This is a genomic window from Kitasatospora sp. NPDC054795 (genome assembly GCF_053611565.1).
The window spans coordinates 15598-29406 of record NZ_JBSHAP010000115.1 but is presented as its reverse complement, the minus strand read 5'-3'; the positions used below and the strand labels follow the sequence as shown (position 1 = coordinate 29406).

The 13809-nt window shown below is 75.4% G+C and carries 16 protein-coding genes; 6 read left to right on the top strand and 10 right to left on the bottom strand.

Annotation, left to right across the window (positions count from 1 at the left end; all coding sequences use genetic code 11):
* Positions 1 to 3 precede the first annotated feature (3 nt).
* Both ACWGJO_RS32105 and ACWGJO_RS32100 read right to left on the bottom strand, forming a co-directional pair.
* Positions 4 to 432, bottom strand: coding sequence for an RNHCP domain-containing protein (locus ACWGJO_RS32105; protein ID WP_452189144.1), 429 nt, complete (start codon positions 430 to 432; stop codon positions 4 to 6).
* A gap of 29 nt (positions 433 to 461) precedes the next feature.
* Positions 462 to 830 carry an RNHCP domain-containing protein gene (locus ACWGJO_RS32100; protein WP_452189142.1) on the bottom strand — a complete coding sequence of 123 codons (369 nt, stop codon included), beginning with the start codon at positions 828 to 830 and terminating at the stop codon, positions 462 to 464.
* A gap of 290 nt (positions 831 to 1120) precedes the next feature.
* Here ACWGJO_RS32100 and ACWGJO_RS32095 point away from each other — a divergent pair, with 290 nt between their 5' ends.
* On the top strand, positions 1121 to 1717 hold the full coding sequence (locus tag ACWGJO_RS32095) for a GNAT family N-acetyltransferase (protein ID WP_452189140.1): 597 nt from the start codon (positions 1121 to 1123) through the stop codon (positions 1715 to 1717).
* A 71-nt stretch (positions 1718 to 1788) separates the two neighbouring features.
* On the opposite strand, the gene ACWGJO_RS32090 is transcribed toward ACWGJO_RS32095, so the two are convergent.
* The gene (locus ACWGJO_RS32090) at positions 1789 to 2772 is read right to left on the bottom strand and encodes a S1C family serine protease (protein ID WP_452189138.1); all 984 of its coding nucleotides are present in this window, start codon (positions 2770 to 2772) and stop codon (positions 1789 to 1791) included.
* Positions 2773 to 2957: 185 nt separating this feature from the next.
* On the opposite strand from ACWGJO_RS32090, the gene ACWGJO_RS32085 reads away from it, so the two are divergent.
* Together ACWGJO_RS32085 and ACWGJO_RS32080 are read left to right on the top strand one after the other, a co-directional pair.
* The gene (locus tag ACWGJO_RS32085) at positions 2958 to 3968 is read left to right on the top strand and encodes a Clp protease N-terminal domain-containing protein (protein ID WP_452189136.1); all 1011 of its coding nucleotides are present in this window, start codon (positions 2958 to 2960) and stop codon (positions 3966 to 3968) included.
* Between the two features lie 53 nt (positions 3969 to 4021).
* Positions 4022 to 4702, top strand: a complete 681-nt coding sequence (locus ACWGJO_RS32080; RefSeq protein ID WP_452189134.1) for a GOLPH3/VPS74 family protein — start codon at positions 4022 to 4024, stop codon at positions 4700 to 4702.
* Between the two features lie 106 nt (positions 4703 to 4808).
* Here ACWGJO_RS32080 and ACWGJO_RS32075 read toward each other — a convergent pair whose 3' ends face one another.
* Positions 4809 to 5225, bottom strand: coding sequence for a DUF3592 domain-containing protein (locus ACWGJO_RS32075; protein WP_401047539.1), 417 nt, complete (start codon positions 5223 to 5225; stop codon positions 4809 to 4811).
* 166 nt (positions 5226 to 5391) lie between these two features.
* On the opposite strand from ACWGJO_RS32075, the gene ACWGJO_RS32070 reads away from it, so the two are divergent.
* A complete protein-coding gene (locus tag ACWGJO_RS32070; RefSeq protein WP_452189132.1) occupies positions 5392 to 6378 on the top strand; it encodes a right-handed parallel beta-helix repeat-containing protein in 987 nt (328 codons plus the stop codon).
* Between the two features lie 15 nt (positions 6379 to 6393).
* Here the strand turns inward: ACWGJO_RS32070 and ACWGJO_RS32065 are convergent, their stop codons facing one another.
* The 5 genes from ACWGJO_RS32065 to ACWGJO_RS32045 form a co-directional block, all read right to left on the bottom strand.
* A complete protein-coding gene (locus ACWGJO_RS32065; protein WP_452189131.1) occupies positions 6394 to 7659 on the bottom strand; it encodes an NAD(P)/FAD-dependent oxidoreductase in 1266 nt (421 codons plus the stop codon).
* 127 nt (positions 7660 to 7786) lie between these two features.
* On the bottom strand, positions 7787 to 8218 hold the full coding sequence (locus ACWGJO_RS32060) for a nuclear transport factor 2 family protein (protein WP_452189129.1): 432 nt from the start codon (positions 8216 to 8218) through the stop codon (positions 7787 to 7789).
* Between the two features lie 7 nt (positions 8219 to 8225).
* Positions 8226 to 9029 (bottom strand): MBL fold metallo-hydrolase, encoded by an 804-nt coding sequence (locus tag ACWGJO_RS32055; protein ID WP_452189127.1) that lies wholly within the window; start codon positions 9027 to 9029, stop codon positions 8226 to 8228.
* A gap of 160 nt (positions 9030 to 9189) precedes the next feature.
* Positions 9190 to 9756, bottom strand: a complete 567-nt coding sequence (locus ACWGJO_RS32050; protein ID WP_452189125.1) for a hypothetical protein — start codon at positions 9754 to 9756, stop codon at positions 9190 to 9192.
* A gap of 97 nt (positions 9757 to 9853) precedes the next feature.
* The gene (locus tag ACWGJO_RS32045) at positions 9854 to 11128 is read right to left on the bottom strand and encodes an MFS transporter (protein ID WP_452189124.1); all 1275 of its coding nucleotides are present in this window, start codon (positions 11126 to 11128) and stop codon (positions 9854 to 9856) included.
* A 101-nt stretch (positions 11129 to 11229) separates the two neighbouring features.
* Between ACWGJO_RS32045 and ACWGJO_RS32040 the strand changes: the two genes are divergently transcribed.
* Together ACWGJO_RS32040 and ACWGJO_RS32035 are read left to right on the top strand one after the other, a co-directional pair.
* Positions 11230 to 12327 carry a DUF5937 family protein gene (locus ACWGJO_RS32040; protein ID WP_380351138.1) on the top strand — a complete coding sequence of 366 codons (1098 nt, stop codon included), beginning with the start codon at positions 11230 to 11232 and terminating at the stop codon, positions 12325 to 12327.
* A gap of 92 nt (positions 12328 to 12419) precedes the next feature.
* Positions 12420 to 13277, top strand: a complete 858-nt coding sequence (locus tag ACWGJO_RS32035) for a PhzF family phenazine biosynthesis protein (RefSeq protein WP_452189122.1) — start codon at positions 12420 to 12422, stop codon at positions 13275 to 13277.
* On the opposite strand, the gene ACWGJO_RS32030 is transcribed toward ACWGJO_RS32035, so the two are convergent.
* Positions 13274 to 13795 carry an AAA family ATPase gene (locus ACWGJO_RS32030; RefSeq protein WP_452189120.1) on the bottom strand — a complete coding sequence of 174 codons (522 nt, stop codon included), beginning with the start codon at positions 13793 to 13795 and terminating at the stop codon, positions 13274 to 13276. The genes ACWGJO_RS32035 and ACWGJO_RS32030 overlap by 4 nt on opposite strands.
* Between the last annotated feature and the right edge of the window lie 14 nt (positions 13796 to 13809).

Here is a 13809-nt window from a genome sequence, read left to right as displayed (position 1 = left end):
CGCCTACAGGGTGAGCAGGGCGCGGCGGGCCAGGGTGGTGTCCCGCAGGGGCTTGAGGGCGAGGCGGACCAGGGCCAGGGCGTTGTCGTCCCCGGCGATCCGATTGGCGCTCAACTCGCCGCAGGACAGGCACTGGTGGATGATCATCCATTCGCCGTCGGCGCGGACCGACAGGCTCAGCGCGGTCATCCGGCCGCCGCAGTCGGCTGCCCGGTCACCCGGTGTCCGGCCGTCGACATGACGGCTGGCCAGGCAGTTCGGGCAGTGGTTGCGGTGGGCGCTGCCGGGGGCGTCCACCGGGACGTCCAACCGGCAGTCCACGCAGCGGAAGGCGTGCGCCCGGTGGCCGCCCCGTCCGTGCAGGACGTCCTTGTACCGTTGCGGGCGGGGTTCCCGCCGGCCCCGGCCGCCGGTGTTCCTGTGTCGTGGCACGGTTCGGTGCTCCCTCCTCTCCGCGCGGTTCAGAGGGTGCCGAACGCTTCGAGCGGGAACGGCGGTTGGGCGAGCGGCCGGACGGCCATCCGCATCAGGACGAGCTGGTTGTCGTCCGTGCGGACGGGCGTGGACGTCAGCTCGTCGCAGCGCACGCACCGGTGGACGACCGTCCAGTCACCGGTGCGCAGCACGGCGATGGCGATCGGCGACATCCGGCCCAGGCACTCACTGGGACCGCCCTCGACGTGGTCGAGGACGTGCCGTGAATGCAGGCAGGACGGGCAGTGGTTGCGCCGGGAGCCGTCGGCGGCGCAGATGGAGACGGTCAGACCGCACCAGGTGCAGGCGAAGGTGGAGGTCTTCGGAACGGGGGGCGTGCTGGAGGTGCTGGACACCCGGGGTGCTCCTTGCTGAGGGGGTTCTGCGATGGCAGCAAGAGCAGGCCGAGTGGCCTCGACGGTTCGTCGGGCGGTGGTCGTCAGCCGGCGTGGCGAGGCGCACTCGGCGCGAGGCGGGACATCAAGACACCCTCTCCGGTCGGGCGGTGGCCCGGGTCGATCGGTACGGAACGGCATCAGCGTAACCACACCGGTCGCACGGGCGCCAACGGATTTCCGTGCCAACGGATTTCCGTGCCACCGACCCTCGCTGCCACGACGGGGATAAGGGCGCGCACGATGTCCGTATGCAGATGACCAACGTGCCGCGGCCGGCGACCCCAGACGACGCTTCGGCCGTCAGCCGAATACTGGCCCTGGCCTTCGCCGACGACCCGATGATGTGCTGGTTCTTCCCCGACCGGGCCACCCGGCAGGCGGGGCTGGGCGGTTACTTCACCACGCTGTTCACCCGGCAGTACGGTCGGCACGGGGTGTGCGAGCGGACCGCGGACGCGGCCGCCTTCTGGATACCGCCGCGGGCGCAGGACAAGGCGGTCCCGGACGAGGAGACGCTCCGGGAGCTGGCGGGGCTCCTCGGCGACCGGGCCGAGCCGTTCCGGCGCTCCGTCGGGGCGGCCGCCGCCAACATGCCGCAGGAGTCGCACTGGTACCTGGCGGTCATCGGCGCCGACCCGGTCGCCCGGGGCCGGGGGCAGGGCGGGGCCCTGCTGCGCTCCGGACTGGCCAAGGCCGACGCGGACGGGCTGCCCGTCTATCTGGAGTCCTCCAAGGAGGAGAACCTGGCGGTGTACGGACACTTCGGCTTCGAGGTGCTGGAGGAGGTCCGGCTGCCGGAGGGCGGGCCGGCGCTCTGGGTGATGCGGCGTGCGGCCCGCGCGTAGGGGCGTGTCAGACACGCCCCAGTGCCCTCCGTCGCCGTGGCCCCCGCTCCCGCCCGGGTCCCGGGCCGCGGTCAGTCGTCGACGGGCAGCTCCGCCGGGACGGCGAGCACGTCGACCAGGGCCTCGCCGCGCAGGACGGTCAGCGGCAGCGGGCGGCCGATGGCGTCGGCCAGCATCAGGCGCTGGAGGGCCTGGGCGCTGCCCATCGGCTCGTCGGCGGCGGTGAGCAGCAGGTCGCCCTCGTGCAGCCCGGCGCGGTCGGCGGGCGCGCCGGGCACCACCTCGACGATGCGCAGGCCGGTGGGCTGCCCGGTGCGGTGGCGCAGGGCGGGCGGCAGGGGTGCGGGCACTCCGGCGAGGCCGAGGTAGGCGCGGCGGATCCGGCCGTCGGCGAGCAGGGTGGCGACGATCCGGCGGCTGGTGGCGTCGATCGGGACGGCCAGGCCGAGCCCGTTCCCGGCCACCGCCGTGGTGATGCCGACGACCTCGCCGTTCGCGGTGGCCAGCGCGCCGCCGGAGTTGCCCGGGTTGAGTGCGGCGTCGGTCTGGATCACGTTGTCGATCACCCGCGCGGTGCTGCCGGAGCGGGCCGGGATCGAGCGGCCGAGCGCGCTGACCACGCCCGCCGTGACCGTCCCGGCCAGCCCCAGCGGGTTGCCGACGGCGACGACCAGCTGTCCGACCCGCAGGCCGGTCGCCTCGCCGAGTGCCACCGGCTTCGGGGTCGGCCCGTCGGCGCGCAGCACGGCGAGGTCGGCGAGCGGGTCGGTGCCGATGGTGTGGAACGGGGAGGTGGTGCCGTCGGCGAAGGCGAGTGTCCCGGCGTCGGCGTGGCCGACGACATGGGCGTTGGTGAGCAGGAACCCGTCCTCGGTGAAGACCACGGCCGAGCCCAGCGCCGTGCTGAACCAGCCGCCCCGGCCGCGCCGGGGGACCTGCAGCGCGGCGACCCGCGGGGTCAGCGTGGCGGCCACGGTGGTGACGATCAGGGAGTAGGCGTCCAGCGGGGCCTGGGCCTCGGGGGCCGGGCCCGGCCCGGGGAGCGTGTCGGCCATGGTGCTCACCCTTCTCGCGGGCGTGGTTCTCACGATGGCACCAGGTGGCAACAACGCCGGGGCGCCCGGTCTTCCGCGTTCTTGCGCAGGTGCCGTCCTGACGCGTTCTTGACGTGCGGAAAATTCCCAAGAGAAGGAAAAGCAGGAATATAGTTTGAGTAAAGCCGCAGTCGTGGGAGGGGCCGATGGACACGACCATGCTGGAGCCGGACTGGCACGCGCTCGGCGGGCCGGGGGACGGGCCGCTGGGGACGGAGCACCTCCTGGTCGCCGTGGCCGGGGAGACGGGCCCCGCCGGTGCGGCCCTCGCCGCGGCCGGGGCGGGGGCGGACACCCTGCGCGCCCTGGTCCGGGGGCGGAAGGGGCGCTGGACGGCCGACGACGGGCCCGCCGCCGTGCCCGGCCGGGAGGCGCCCGGCGCCGTCGGGGCGGACGGCCGGCCGCTGAGCGGGGCCGCCGCCCGGGCACTCGCCGTGGCGACGGAGCACGCCCGCCGGGACGGCGAACCCGCCTGCACGGCCGCACACCTGCTGCGCGCCCTGCTCGCCGACGGGAACGCCGAGCACGGCGGCGGGCGCGACGGGAATGGCGCGAACGGCGGCGGGCGCGACGGGAATGGGGCGAACGGAGCGAACGGCGGCGGGCCCGGCGACCGGACCCGCGCCGCCGAACTGCTGCGCGCGGCCGGCGTCGCGCCGCAGGCCGTCCTGGACCGCCTCGACGGTGCCGTGCGCCAGGGCGGTGACCTCGACCCGCTGCTCCACCCCACCCGGGAGACGCTGCTGGCCCGCCGCGGCCACCGGGCCCCGCGCTGGAAGCGCCTGCTGCGGCCGGGCCCGTCCGGCCCGGCGGCCTGGATCCGGCCGGAGGCCGACGCCCAGGCCGAGCGCCTCGGCCGCCGGACGCCCGGCACCGAGCACGTCCTGCTCGCGCTGCTGGCCGTGCACGAAGTGGCCCGCCACGAGCCGGGGTTGGCGGCGGAGGACGGCGCCGGCGAGCTGCTCGCCGGGCTCGGCCTCGACTACGCCCGGGCGCACGCCGCGCTCGACTCCGGTGGGGTGACGCTGCCCGCCGACCCGCGCGCGGTCGAGGCCTACCTGACCGAGACCGCAGGTCAGGGCACCGATCGGCTGGTCCGGGCGTTGCTGGAGGAGGACACCCGGGCCCGGCGTCTGGTCGAGGCCCTGCGCGGCTGAGCCGCCGGCGGGTCGGTGAACCGCGACACGGAGAAGAGAGGAAGGGACACCCGATGCACGTCACCCTCGCCGAGGAGCTGATGCTGCTGTCGCTGGACGACGAGTCCGGCGTGGCGAAGGACGCCCCCACCGTCGCCTGGGCCGCCGCGGGCGGCATCCTGGCCGAGCTGGTGCTGGCCGGGCGGGTCGCGATCGAGGACGGCCGGCTCACCGTCACCGACCGGACCCCGACCGGGGAGCCGCTGGTGGACGGCCGGCTGGCCCGGCTCGACGCGTGGGCCGCCGGCCGCCGCTCCGGCAAGGCCAAGGCGGGCGACTGGCTGACCAAGGACCGGTCCACGGCGGTCACCGACACGGTCGGGCGGCTGTGCGAGCGCGGCCTGGTGGTCGAGGAGCGGCGCCGGGCGCTGGGCCTCTTCCCGGTCCGCCGCTACCCGGAGGCGGACGGCAGTGTGGAGCGGGAGCTGCGCGGGCGGCTGGCCGAGGTCGTGCTGAACGGCGCCGAACCGGATCTGCGCACCGCCGCCCTGGTGGCCCTGTTGCACGGTTCCGGGCTGCACCGGCTGGCCTTCCCCGAGCTGCCCCGCAAGCAGGTCGAGCCGCGCTTCGCCGAGATCGCCGCCGGTGACGGGGCGGCCGAGTCCGTCCGCGAGGCGATCCGGGCCGTGCAGCTCACCATGGCCGCCGTCTCCATCGCGGCCACCGTGGCGGCGACCACCGCCGCCACCGTCTGAGCACGCCGGGCGGGCTGCCCGCGGAGCCGTGCGGGCTGCCCGCCCGTGCAGGCCACGCTCGTGCGGCCCGCCCGCCCGTCCGTGTGCGCCGCCCCGTTCGGACCGTTCAGAGCACCGCGGCGCCGAGGGTGATCGAGCCGAGCACCACCAGCAGCCCGAGCGCGAGGAACCCGTACTCCAGCCCGGCCCGCTCCCGCCCGTCCACCAGCACCTGCCGCGGGTCCGCCGGGTCGTAGCGGACCGGGACGAAGCCGCCGTCCGGCAGCGGGTGGCGGGCGGTGGAGGGGACGGGGGAGAAGACCTCGACCACCCGGCCGTCCTCGGTCTCGAACTGGAGCAGCGGCCGCGGTGGCAGCGTGCGGTCCTCCGGTGCCGGGGCGCGTTCGCGCACCAGCGCCCGCACCGGAACGCCGACCCGGCGCAGCCGCCGCAGTTCGCGCAGGCCGACCACCCCGGCGAGGTAGGCGACCACGCCGCCCAGCGCACCGAACACCACCACGGCGAACCCGGCCGTTCCGCCCACCGCCGCCTCCCTGTCCGAGACTCCCCCCAGGGCTTCAGTATCACGCTGCCGGGGCGCTCTTGACGTCCCGGAATGGTCCAGTCCACGCTGAGTGACGGCATGTTCCTGCCACCACCGCGCCGCCCGCCGCCCCGCCCGGCCCCGACCACCGCAAGGAGCACCGTCCGTGACCAAGCGCCCCGCCGTCCTCGCCGCGCTCACCGTCCTCACCCTCGGCTGCGCCGCCCCCGCGGCCGTGGCCGCCCACCCGGCCGCCCCCGAGGCCGTCGCGGCCGTCGTCAAGGTCGCCACCGCCAAGCAGCTGCAGAGCGCGATCGCCGCCGCCGTGCCCGGCCGGACCATCCAGCTCGCCGACGGCACGTACTCCGGCAACTTCAAGGCCACCGCCCCCGGCACCGCCGCCGCCCCGATCACCCTCACCGGCTCGGCGAAGGCCGTCCTCACCACCCCCACCGGCGGCGGCTACGGCCTCCACCTCGACGGCGCGAGCTACTGGACCGTCCAGGGGCTGACCGTCACCGGCGCCCAGAAGGGCATCATGGCCGACTCCGCGGACCACGTGGTCATCGACGGGGTGACGGTCCACCACACCACCATGGAGGGCGTGCACTTCCGCAACTCCAGCGCCTACGGCACGCTGCGCAACTCGCGCATCCACGACACCGGCCTCGGCCGGGACGGCATGGGCGAGGGCGTCTACGTCGGCACCGCCAACACCCTGACCGACCGCAGCGACCACGTGCGGATCACCGGCAACACCTTCGGCCCGAACATCGGCGGCGAGAACGTCGACCTCAAGGAGGGCACCACCGGCGGCCTGGTCTCCGGCAACACCTTCGACGGCGACGGCCTCACCGGACGCAACTCCGACGACTCCTGGGTCGACGTCAAGGGCAACGACTACGTCATCGAGAACAACACCGGCCGGCGCACCACCGACGACGGCTACCAGACCCACAGCCTCCGGCCGGGCTGGGGCTGCGGCACCGTCTTCCGGGGCAACCGCTCCGACCTCACCGGCGCCACCGGCCCGGACCGGTACGCGATCGACGTGACCGACTACGACGCGGCGACGTGCAAGGTCACGATCGGCGCGGGCAACACCGTCACCGGGGGCCGGGGCCTGGTCAACCCCGGCGTCCCGGTGGGGTGATCGCCGGCCGGTCGGTCACACGTCCCCGAGCGGCACGCTCGGGTCGGCCAGTGCCTCGGTGTCCACCACCCGCCCCGAGCGCACCAGTTCGCGGATCGGGTCGGTGACGTCCCAGACGTTGACGTTCATCCCCGCGAGCACCCGGCCGCCGGACAGCCAGAACGCGATGAACTCGCGGGTGGCCGGGTCCCCGCGGAACACCACCCGGTCGTAGCCGTCCGGCTCGACGTAGCCGACGTACTCCGCGCCGAGGTCGTACTGGTCCGTGAAGAAGTAGGGAACGCGGTCGTAGACGGCGTCCTCCTGCCCGAGCAGGGCGCGGGCGGCCGTCTGCGGCTGGTTGAGGGCGTTGGCCCAGTGCTCGACCCGGATGTGCCGCTCGAACAGCGGGTGGTAGGCGTTGGCGACGTCGCCGGCCGCGTAGACGTCCGGGTCGGAGGTGCGCAGGTGTCGGTCGGTCCTGACGCCGTTGTCGATCTCCAGCCCGGCCGCCTCGGCGAGGCCGGTGGCGGGGGAGATGCCGATGCCGACCACCACCGCGTCGGCGGCCACCGTCGTGCCGTCCGCGAGCCTCACGCCGTTCACCGTGCCGCCCTCGCCGGTCAGTTCGGCCACCTTGACGCCGAAGCGCAGGTCCACGCCGTGCTCCCGGTGCAGGTCGGCGAAGACCTGGGCGACCTCCCGGCCGAGCACCCGCAGCAGCGGCAGTTCGAGCGCCTCCAGCACCGTCACCTCGGCGCCCGCCTCCCGGGCCGCGGCCGCCACCTCCAGCCCGATCCAGCCCGCGCCGATCACCGCGATCCGGGCCCCCGGCCGCAGCGCCGCCTTGATCCGGTCGCTGTCCTCGACCCGGCGCAGGTAGAGCACCCCGTCCTGCTCCGCGCCGGGCACCGGCAGCCGGCGCGGCACCGAGCCGGTGGTCAGCAGCAGCTTGGCGTACTCCACCCGGCCGTCGTCGGCGAGCGTCACGGTGTGCCCGGCCGGGTCGATCGAGGCCACCGCCGTGCCCAGGCGCAGCGTGACGTCGTGCTCCGCGTACCACTGCGGCGGGTGGACGTAGATCTTCTCCCGGGGTGTCTTCCCCAGCAGGTAGCCCTTGGACAGCGGTGGCCGCTCGTACGGGAGCTCGTGCTCGTCGCCGATCAGGACGATGCCGCCCCGGTACCCGGCCTCGCGCAACGCCTCGGCCGCCTTCGCGCCGCCCAGGGACGCCCCGACGATGACGACCGGGCGCTGCCGCCCGCCGTCCGCTCCGGTGGTCCCGGTGTCCGTGCCCGCCATGCTCGACTCCTCGTTCTCCGGCCGTGATCGGGGTCAGCCTGCCGCCGTGCGGGTGGTCTGTCGAGACCGCGCCTGGCGCGCCGCGCCGCGCTCGCCCGTACGAGTGAATGTGACCCCGGGGCGGGCCTCAGCCGGTCATCGCCTCCCTCACCAGTGCGGTGTCGGTGAACTGCTCGAAGCGCACGATCCGGCCGCCGCGCACGGTGAAGCGGTGGGCGATCCGGACCGCGAGCGGTTTTCCGGTGCTCTTGTGGACCGCCGTGTAGCGGCCCAGCACCACCACGGTCTCGCCGTCCACCACATAGGTGTCGTCGTGGGCCGTCCAGTCGTCCCACTCGGCGGCCAGCCGCTCCATCACATGGGTGGTGACGCCCTTCGGGGTGCGGTAGGTGCCGGCCAGCGGGAAGCCGGCCATCTCGGTCCACTCCACGTCGTCGGCCAGGGTGGCGCGCAGCGCGGCCAGGTCGCCCCGGGCGGACGCCAGGTACTGGCGGCGCACCACGTCGGCGGGGGCGGACGACTCGGCGAAGGAGGAGACGTCCCGGGGGATCTCGATCATCGTCCGCTCACCCCCAGGCCATCTCGCCCATGGCGACCTTGGTGCCGATGTCCACCGCGATCCGCAGCCCCAGCTTCGGGAAGCGCCGCTCCAGCGACTCCTTGGCGGAGGCCGCGTCCGGGGCCCGGCCGATCTCGGTCTCGAAGGCGCGCAGGTAGGCCCGGGTGTGGTCGACGGCGTTCAGGTCGGTGGGCGCGCCGGCGATCCGGTGGCCGGCCGCCACCCAGGTCGGGTGGAGCGCCTCGATGCCGTCCAGCAGATCGATCCAGGCGGCCCGTTGGGCGGAGGTCGGGGTGTCCGCCGTCCACACGTGCAGGCCCTCGAAGAGCAGCACCCCGCCCAGCACGGCGCGGTGGTGGTGCTGCCAGAGGTAGTGCCGGTCCGGCAGGTGGAAGTCGGCGCCGCGCAGCTCGAAGCGGTGGCCCTCGAAGACCAGCTCGTCCCCGTGCAGCACCTCGGGCCGCACCAGCCGGGTGGGCAGCTCCGGGCCCAGGTGCGCCCAGGCGCGCAGCTTGGCCTCGTACGTCTCCTGGATGTGTTCGACGGTGGAGGCGGTGGCCAGGAAACGGGCCTGCGGGAAGGCCTCCTGGACCTCCTGGGCGCCGAAGTAGAAGTCCGGGTCGCCGTGGCTGACGAAGACGGTGGTCAGCCGCTTGCCGCTCGCCCTGATCCGTTCCACCAGGCGGCGCCCGTCCGAACGGGTGAACCCGGCGTCCACCAGCAGGACGTCGTCCGGGCCGGTGACCAGGACGGAGGTCTTGTTGAGCGAGCTGTCGGGGGTGTCGACGATCTCGAAGTCGAGCGCGCTCATGCGCCCACCCCGCTCCGCTCGGCGGGCGCTTCGCGCAACGCGCAGCGCTCGATGGTCCGCTCACTGCGTTCGCTCACGTTCGGTGTCCTTCCTCGGGCCGGGCACGCCTCGCCGTCAGCATCGGCGGTCCGCGGCCCGTCCGCATCCGGAGCCGGAACACCTATTGGCGGCTCCAGAGCGTGAGGTCGCTGCTGGTGGCCACCGCGAGGGTCCGGCCGCTCGGGGAGAAGCCGGCCGCGCGGAAGGCGGACCGGTCGGAGTCGAGGACCAGCCACCAGCTCTCGCCGTGCTCGCCCTGCCACGGCCCCCGGCCGCTGGCGAGCAGCACCCGGTGGTGCGGCCACTCCGGGGCGACCACCTCGATGTGCCAGCCGCCCTCGGCGGCCGTGTGCAGCCCGCCGCCCCACGTGCCCGCGACCGGGATGCGCACGTCCGCGACCTGGCCGAGGCCGGGGCAGGAGAGGTCCAGGCCGTCCGGATCCTCGGCGGGCTCGTGGTCGCGGGCCAGCTTGAGGCCGGTCACCGCGTCGAACAGGCCGTGGCCGTTGTGCGAGACCGTCAGCACCAGGTCGTGTCCGCTCTCGGGGTGGACGGCGAAGCCGATGCCGAGCAGTCCGCCGACCGCGATCAGCCCCCGGCCGACCGGCCGCCACGGCTCCGGCGGGGCGGTCACCCCGGCGGCCATGATCCGGTCGCGGAGGTGCTGCTGGTGCGGGGTCAGGGCCATGCAGCCGATCATCCCACCGGGGCGTTCCCGCCGCGCCGGCCCGTCGGCGCGGCGCTCCTCCGGTCCTCCTCCGGTCCTCCTCCGACGCTCCCTCCGGTCAGTGGGCCGGACCCAGCCGCAGCACCGCCAGCGCCCCCAGCGCGGTGGCCGCGGCCAGCGGCACCCACAGCTGTCCGGAACCGCCCGCCAGCAGCGCCGTCAGCACGGCCGGGGCCGCCGCCCGGCCCACCCCCGCCGACAGCTCCCAGCGCGCCAGCGCCCGCCCCAGCAGATGCGGCGGGGCGACGGACGCCACCAGCGCCGTGCCCGAGCCGGTGTAGAGGATCTCGCCCAGCGTGTACAGCACCGAGACCGCCGCGATGCCCACCGCCCCCGGCACGCCGCCCAGCGAGCCGACCGCCCAGAAGCCCAGGTACGACACCGCCAGCAGCGCCCCCGAGGCGGCGAGCACGACGTGCCGCGGACGGTCCGCCAGCCGCAGCACCAGCGCCAGCTGCAGGGCGATCACCAGCACCGTGTTGCCGACGAAGATGCCCGAGGACCACGCCGGCGAGGCGTGCAGCCGCAGCACCAGCAGCGCGGGCAGCGCCACCTCCAGCACGTCGAAGCAGAACGCGTACGGCAGGTTGGCGACGCCCAGCAGGGTGATCCGGCGCAGCGGCTCCGCCCGCTCCGGCGCGTCCGCCGGCCGGTCCTGGCGCGGAGCCCGCACCCGCAGCGAGCCCACCAGGACGGCCGCGCCCAGGCAGGCCGCGCCCGTCACCCCGGCCAGCAGCCGGATCGCGCCCGCCCCGCCGCTCACCGCCAGCGTGGCCAGCAGCGCGCCCGCACCCAGCCCGGCGTTGCGCAGCGACCGCCCGGCCGCCAGCGCGGCGTCCCGCAGCCGGCCCTCGGTCAGGGTGCTCACCACCGCCGCGTGGGTGGTCGGCCAGGACTGGCTGCCCACCCCGAACAGCACCGCCGCCGCCGTGAACCCCGGCAGGCCGTCCGCGAGCAGCAGCGTCAGCGCGCCCGCCGCCCGCAGCAGCAGGGTGGCGGCGGCGGGCAGCGTCCGGGCGCCGCGGTCGATCCACCGGCCGGTCAGCGGCACCACCAGCAGGCCCGCCACCATCCCGGCCGAGAGCGCCAGCCCGGCCGCACCCGCGCCCAGGTGCAGCATGCCGACGCCGTACAGCAGCAGGAACGGCCGCAGCAGGCCGCCGCCCACCGCGTCCACCGCCAGTGCGACGGCGTACCGGGGCCCGCCGGCCGCGGTCAGCAGGCTCAGCAGCGCGGACGGGCTCCGGCGGCCCGGGCCGGCCGGCGGAGCGGGTGGCCCGCCGTGGCGGTCGGCGGCGTGGTCGTGGACGGACTTCTCCCTGATCAGGCTCATGGCCGGTACCGTCCGCCCGGGTCGGACCGCGGGGCACGCGGATTGACGCTTCCCGTCAATCCGCGGGAGCCCGGTCGACGGCGGGTGACAGGATCCCCGGTGTGAGTTTGACCATCGACATCACGGGCCTGCCCGACGAGCGCCTGCTCTTCACGCCCTCCCCGCTCGGCGAGCTGAACGCCATGCTGCACGTGCTCGCCGAGCCCGCGCACCACCCCGCGCTGCAGGGCTGGGCCGGCTGCACCGCCACCGTGATCCCGCCCGAGCTGTCCGAGCGGCTGCTGGAGGCCGACTTCCTCTGGCGCTCCTCGCGCGCCGACTTCCTCGTGCCCGGCCTGCCCGGCGCCACCCTCGCCGAGGAGCTCGACGCCGTCGACCGGATCGACGACGAGCTGTACGTCGCCGCCGCCCTCATCACCACCTGCGGCTCCTCCCGGCTCACCCGGCGGATGGGCTCCCCGCTCACCGACCCGGAGGCCAACGAGCGGGCCCGGGAACTCGCCCTCGCCCGCGGCCCCCGGCAGGCCGCCTTCGCCGACCGGCTGCTCGCCGACCCGCCGGCCGTCCGGGGCCTGGTGCGGCGGTTGCTGGAGGACTGCCGGTCCGCGTTCTTCGCCGACGCCTGGCAGCGCGTCCTGCCCGACCTCGCCGCCGACGCCCGGCGCAAGGCCGACCTGCTCGCCCGCCGCGGCCTCGCCGAGGCGCTCGCCGACGTCTCGCCCTCCGTCTCCCTCGACCAGGGCGGGGACGGGCGGCGCCGGATCGTCATCGACAAGCTCCAGGACAACACCACCAGCGGCACCGACGCCGGGGGCGTCACCTTCATCCCCACCGCCTTCGGGCGCCCGCACCTCCTGGTGGTGCACGCGCGCGGCTGGCGGCCCGTCCTCCAGTACCCCGTCGCCGAGGCGGGCCTGCCCGAGCCCGTCTCGCTCGCCCTCGTCCAGCAGCGCCTGGAGGCGCTCGCCCACCCCGTGCGGCTGCGCCTCGCCCGCACCATGGCCCGCGGCCCGCACACCACCGGCGAACTGGCCTCGGCCTGGCAGCTCAGCGCGCCCGAGGTGTCCCGGCACCTGGCGGTCCTGCGCAGGGCCGGGCTGCTCACCACCAGGCGGCGCGGGCGGTACATGCTCTACGAGCTGGACCTGGCGGGCAGCGCCCGGCTCGGCTCGGACTTCCTGGAGGCGGTGCTGCGGTGAGCGGAGGTGCCGCGGTGGGAGGAGCAGCCGCGGAACGAGGAAGCGCCGCGGTGGGCGGGAACAGTCCGCGCACCCGGCGCGTTCGTCCGGTCATGATCGACGACGCCACTCCCGAGATCCTCCGCTACGCCGCCTTCGCCACCCGCCCCGAGGGCGGCAACCCGGCCGGCGTGGTGCTCGACGCCACCGGACTGACCGACGAGCGGATGCTCGCCGTCGCCGCCGAGGTCGGGTACTCCGAGACCGCCTTCCTGACCGCCGGCCCGACCGAAGGGACCTACCGGGTGCGGTACTTCAGCCCGCTCGCCGAGGTGCCGTTCTGCGGGCACGCGACGGTCGGCTCCGCCGTCGCCCTCGCCGAGCACACCGGCCCCGGACGGTACGTCTTCGCGACCGCGGCCGGGGACGTCCCGGTCGAGGTCGAGCGCGGGGCCGACGGGCTGCTGCGCGCCACCCTCACCAGTGTCGAGCCGAAGGTCGAGGAGGTGCCGGCGGCCGACGTGGCGCAGGCGCTCGCCCTGCTCGGCTGGTCCGCCGACGACCTCGACCCGGTCCTGCCGCCCCGCGTCGCCTACGCGGGCGCCCGGCACCTCGTCCTGCCGGTCGCCACCCGCGAGCGGCTGGCCCGGCTCGACTACGACTTCGACGGCCTCGCCGCGTACATGCGCGCCCGCGACCTGGTCACCCTGCAGCTCGCCTGGCGGGAGGCCCCCGAGGTCTTCCACGTCCGCGCCCCGTTCCCGGTCGGCGGCGTGGTCGAGGACCCGGCCACCGGCGCCGCCGCTGCCGCCTTCGGCGCGTACCTGCGGGAGCTCGGCGCGGTGACGGCCCCGGCGGTGCTGACGCTCCACCAGGGCGAGGACCTGGGCCGCCCGGGCGTCCTGCGGGTCGAGCTGCGGGCGGAGGACACCCGGGTACGGGTCTCCGGCACGGCCGTGGCGATCGGCTAGCGATTCCGGGCCTCAGGACGGCGGGGGCTGGAGCAGGACCTGCTCGCCCTCGCCCGGGGCTCCTCGAAGCCGATGAAGTAGCGGTCGAACAGTTCCGCGCTCACGGTGACGGAGTTGGCGCCGCGCTGTTCGTTGCGGACCGCCAGGCGGCGCTCCAGCGTCGCCCGGTCGGCCTTGAGGTGGACCAGCTCCCAGCGGCAGCCGTGCCTTTCCACCAGCGCCTTGTAGGTGTCCCGGGCGGCGCGGCTGCGGAAGGTGTAGTCCACCACCACGTCGCGCCCGTCGCGCATCAACTCGACCAGCTCCACCAGCTGTTCACGCCGGATCTCGTCCTTGAGCCGGTCGAACTCCTCCTGCGGCAGGACCAGCCCGGCGTCGCACCGCCCGAGCCGCTCCCACACTCCCTCGTCGATCGACAGCCGCGCGTAGCCCTGCTGGACGAGGCCCATCGCAAACGTGGTCTTGCCCGCTCCGGGCAGACCGCACATCAGCACCACCGTGCTGGATCGCCGTGTCACCGGCCCAGGTTAGC

Coding starts and splice junctions, on each gene's coding strand:
- ACWGJO_RS32080 (WP_452189134.1), top strand. CDS start 4,022: ATGCACGTCACCCTCGCCGAGGAGCTGATGCTGCTGTCGCTGGACGAC.
- ACWGJO_RS32065 (WP_452189131.1), bottom strand. CDS start 7,659: ATGGCGGGCACGGACACCGGGACCACCGGAGCGGACGGCGGGCGGCAG.
- ACWGJO_RS32060 (WP_452189129.1), bottom strand. CDS start 8,218: ATGATCGAGATCCCCCGGGACGTCTCCTCCTTCGCCGAGTCGTCCGCC.
- ACWGJO_RS32095 (WP_452189140.1), top strand. CDS start 1,121: ATGCAGATGACCAACGTGCCGCGGCCGGCGACCCCAGACGACGCTTCG.
- ACWGJO_RS32090 (WP_452189138.1), bottom strand. CDS start 2,772: ATGGCCGACACGCTCCCCGGGCCGGGCCCGGCCCCCGAGGCCCAGGCC.
- ACWGJO_RS32085 (WP_452189136.1), top strand. CDS start 2,958: ATGGACACGACCATGCTGGAGCCGGACTGGCACGCGCTCGGCGGGCCG.
- ACWGJO_RS32050 (WP_452189125.1), bottom strand. CDS start 9,756: ATGGCCCTGACCCCGCACCAGCAGCACCTCCGCGACCGGATCATGGCC.
- ACWGJO_RS32045 (WP_452189124.1), bottom strand. CDS start 11,128: ATGAGCCTGATCAGGGAGAAGTCCGTCCACGACCACGCCGCCGACCGC.
- ACWGJO_RS32035 (WP_452189122.1), top strand. CDS start 12,420: ATGATCGACGACGCCACTCCCGAGATCCTCCGCTACGCCGCCTTCGCC.
- ACWGJO_RS32055 (WP_452189127.1), bottom strand. CDS start 9,029: ATGAGCGCGCTCGACTTCGAGATCGTCGACACCCCCGACAGCTCGCTC.